Here is a 3,390-nt window from a genome sequence, read left to right as displayed (position 1 = left end):
CCCACGCCCACCCCCACGCCCACCGTGACGCCGACCGTGCCGCCGGTGTGCTTCACGGCCAGCAACTACGCCCACACCCAAGCTGGCCGCGCCCACCAGTCGGGCGGCTACGCCTACGCCAACGGCTCGAACCAGGCGATGGGGCTGTGGAACACGTTCGTCACCACCACCCTGAAGCAGACCGGCCCGAACCACTACGTGGTCGCCACGACGAGCTGCTGACGAGCTCCCGGGCGCACTGCTGATCAGCTACGGAACGCGTAGTGCGCCCGGGGTAAGCTGGTGCGCATGGTCGAATCCGTCTCGGAGAGCGGTGCCGACATCGCGTGCGACGTGCAGTTCATGGACGTGTTCAAGGTGCTCGGCAAGCGGTGGAACGGCATGATCATCGTTGCCCTGCTCCAGCGGCCCGCGCGCTTCAGCGAGCTGGCCAAGATGATCGACGGGATCACCGACGGCATCCTCACCGACCGCCTGCGCGAGCTGATGGCCGCCAAGCTCGTGGAGCGCCAGCTCGCCGAGGGCCCGTCCACGGCGGTCCTCTACCGGCTCACGCCCGTCGGCGAAGACCTGCGCGAGGCGTTCCGCGAGCTGCACGCCTGGGCCGGCCGCAACAACATCGGCGAGCTGTGCAACCCGTGAGCCGCCGCCGGTGACCCCGGATCCTGCCGGGGCCGCCGCCGGCGGCGGAAACCGGGGGACCTACTTGCGGGCCAGGTCGATGAGCTCGGCGTAGAGCGCGAGCCCATCGTCGATCCCGAGGTCGCGCCCCTGCGCGTCCTGGGCGTTGGTGGAGAACAGCACCTGGTCGACGCCGGTCCCTTCGAGCGCGGCCAGGTCGCCGGCGATCTCGCGCGGCGAGCCGCCGAGGTACGGCCGCCCGTCGCCCAGCGGCCCGGTGGTGAGCGGCACGTTGGCGCGGGCGACCACGGTCACCGACTCCGGGTCACGCCCGAGCTCCTCCACGGCCGAGCGGAACGCCTTGGTCAGGTCTAGCAGCATCTCGCGGGTGACCGCCACCGGGTTGAGCCCGTCGGCGATGCGGGCGGCCCGCCGCACCCCGCCCGGCGTCATGGCGCCGAGCAGGATCGGCACGCTCGGCTGCACCGGCTTGGGGTTGATCTCGGACTCGGCGATCTGGGTGAACTCGCCGTCGTACGCGACGGGGTCCGGCCCCCAGCAGGCCCGCATGGCGGCGACGACCTCGTCCATGCCGGGCCCGATCCGGCTCATCGGCACGCCCGCCGCCTCGAACTCCTGCGGCATCCAGCCCTGGCCGACGCCGGCCACCACCCGGCCGCCGCTGAGCTGGTCGAGGGTGGCGAACCGCTTGGCCAGGACCACGGCAGGGTGCAGCAAGGCGTCGATGATGCTGGTGCCGAGCTTGACGCGGCTCGTGAGCGCGGCCACGTAGCTCAGCGTCTCCAGCGGCTCGTAGGTGAGCCGGTAGACCTCCGGCACGGGCTGGGGCTCACCGCCGCCCATCGAGACAGGGGCGGTCGGCCGCAGCAGCCTCTCGTACGTCCACACCGAGTCGTAGCCGAGCCGCTCCGCTTCCTGCGCGACGCGGGCGATGTTCGCCGGGCCGGCCAGCGGCCCGGACGTGGGCAGAGCAACACCTAGTTTCATGACTCTCAGCCTACTAGAACCTTAGGAGTTCGCTACATAATTTGTAGTGAACTAGGAAAGTCGTAGCTTGACGTTCGCGAGCCGGCGCGGCCGGTTGGTCATGATGCCGTCCACGCCGTACGACATCAGGCGGCGGATGACGGCCGGCTTGTGCGTGGTCCCGGTGTAGACCTTCATGCCCTGCTTGTGCGCCTTCTTGACGTACTCGGCCGTGAGCCCGGCATGGGGAAGGTTGATGCCCTTGACGTAACCGGCGAGCTCGGAGAGCCGGTCGGCGGGCGGCTTGCCGAGGAGCGAGATCGGGATGTGCGGTCGCATGTGGTGGAAGGTCCGCATGGCCCGCCAGTCGAACGCCTGCACGGCCAGCCGCTCGTCGCCCCACTCCGTACGGGCCTCCTGCAGCTCGGCGGCCACCCGCTTGTCGATGTCCGGGCTGCTCGGGGCGTGCTTGACCTCCAGCAGGAGCCCGACCTTGCTGTGGCTCATCGCCTGCAGTCCCTGCGCCAGCGTCGGCACCCCCTCGCCGCGAAACCGCGGGGAGAACCACGAGCCGGCGTCGAGCCGCCGGATCTCCGCGAGGGTGAAGTCGGAGACCCGCCACGGCGACCGCCGGGGGAAGACCTGCTCCACGTTGGTCGTGCGGGCCAGCGTCTGGTCGTGCATCAGGATGAGCTGGTGGTCCTTGGTCTGCTGGATGTCGAACTCGCACACGTCCGCCCCCTGCGCCATGGCCAGGGCGCAGGCCGCGATGGTGTTCTCCGGCGCGAGCGCGGAGCCGCCCCGGTGCGCGATGTTGTCGACCTCTCGCGACGAGGTGAAGGCGGCCGCCGTGACGGCGGCCGGAGCTGCTAGGGCTATCACGTTCCCTCCCTCGGACTGCCTTGTAGCGAGTTGAGGTGAAAGTGCCCACTAATTCAGGAAAAAGACGTTCTGGTACGGCGTGCCGCGCTTGCCGGGACGAACTCTTTGCCGGTGCGGAGGGGCGGCTTGGGGATGGCGGCCCGCAGGTCTCCCCTGGTAGGACGCGTGCCCGCCGGTGAGTAATTCGTAATTTATCAGGCTGTGATGGGAAATTTATTTCTCTATGTTATGATGTCCAATAATAGTGGGAAATGTGGCTAATGTCGGCGTTCCTAAGTATTCAGGAAGGAACGCCCGCCCATGCAGCAAGCGCAGCCCAGCCAGACCGCGCTCATGGCCGCCGCCGCCCGCGCGGCCCACCTCGTCGTCGATCGCGAGCCCGTCATCTTCCGCGACACCATCGCCGCGCCCCTGCTCGGCGAGCGGGCCGACGAGCTGATCGGCTACCACCGGGCGTACGGCGACCACCTCGTCCTGGCCGGCACGCGCGCCCAGGTGACCGCCCGCAGCCACTACGCCGAGCGCCGCCTCGCCGAGCGGGCCCGGACCGGCCTCGACCAGTACGTGGTGCTCGGAGCGGGGCTGGACACCTTCGCCTACCGCGCCGAGGCGGCCGGCGGCGCGATGCGGGTGTTCGAGGTGGACCATCCCGACACGCAGGAGTGGAAGCGCGGCCTGCTCGCCGCGGCCGGCATCGCGCCGCCGGCCGCGCTGGCCTTCGCACCGGTGGACTTCGAGTCGGACGACCTGCTGGACGCCTTGCTCGCCGCCGGCTTCGACCCCGGCAGGCCCGCGCTGGTGAGCTGGCTCGGCGTCGCGATGTACCTCACGCCGGAGGCCGTCGCCGCCACGCTCGCCGTCGCCGGGCGGCTCGCCGCGGGCAGCGAGCTGATCATGGAG

Annotated in this window: 4 protein-coding genes and 1 pseudogene; 3 read left to right on the top strand and 2 right to left on the bottom strand. The window is 70.2% G+C overall.

Going from position 1 to position 3,390, the window contains the following annotated elements:
- Both ETD85_RS61040 and ETD85_RS61035 read left to right on the top strand, forming a co-directional pair.
- Window positions 1-222: pseudogene (locus ETD85_RS61040) on the top strand (extracellular catalytic domain type 1 short-chain-length polyhydroxyalkanoate depolymerase); the annotation flags it as partial.
- 66 nt (window positions 223-288) lie between these two features.
- Window positions 289-642 carry a winged helix-turn-helix transcriptional regulator gene (locus tag ETD85_RS61035; RefSeq protein WP_206059626.1) on the top strand — a complete coding sequence of 118 codons (354 nt, stop codon included), beginning with the start codon at window positions 289-291 and terminating at the stop codon, window positions 640-642.
- A gap of 60 nt (window positions 643-702) precedes the next feature.
- Here the strand turns inward: ETD85_RS61035 and ETD85_RS61030 are convergent, their stop codons facing one another.
- Together ETD85_RS61030 and ETD85_RS61025 are read right to left on the bottom strand one after the other, a co-directional pair.
- The gene (locus ETD85_RS61030) at window positions 703-1,629 is read right to left on the bottom strand and encodes a TIGR03619 family F420-dependent LLM class oxidoreductase (RefSeq protein ID WP_138698896.1); all 927 of its coding nucleotides are present in this window, start codon (window positions 1,627-1,629) and stop codon (window positions 703-705) included.
- A 51-nt stretch (window positions 1,630-1,680) separates the two neighbouring features.
- The gene (locus ETD85_RS61025) at window positions 1,681-2,490 is read right to left on the bottom strand and encodes a glycerophosphodiester phosphodiesterase (protein WP_138698895.1); all 810 of its coding nucleotides are present in this window, start codon (window positions 2,488-2,490) and stop codon (window positions 1,681-1,683) included.
- Between the two features lie 300 nt (window positions 2,491-2,790).
- Between ETD85_RS61025 and ETD85_RS61020 the strand changes: the two genes are divergently transcribed.
- The coding region (locus ETD85_RS61020) for a class I SAM-dependent methyltransferase (protein WP_138698894.1) at window positions 2,791-3,390 on the top strand (600 nt) is incomplete at its 3' end.

The sequence above is a fragment of the Nonomuraea zeae genome, from assembly GCF_005889725.1.
GTDB classification, from domain to species: Bacteria; Actinomycetota; Actinomycetes; order Streptosporangiales; family Streptosporangiaceae; genus Nonomuraea; species Nonomuraea zeae.
The sequence above is the reverse complement of the archived record's forward strand: the minus strand, read 5'-3'. Positions and strand labels throughout refer to the sequence as shown.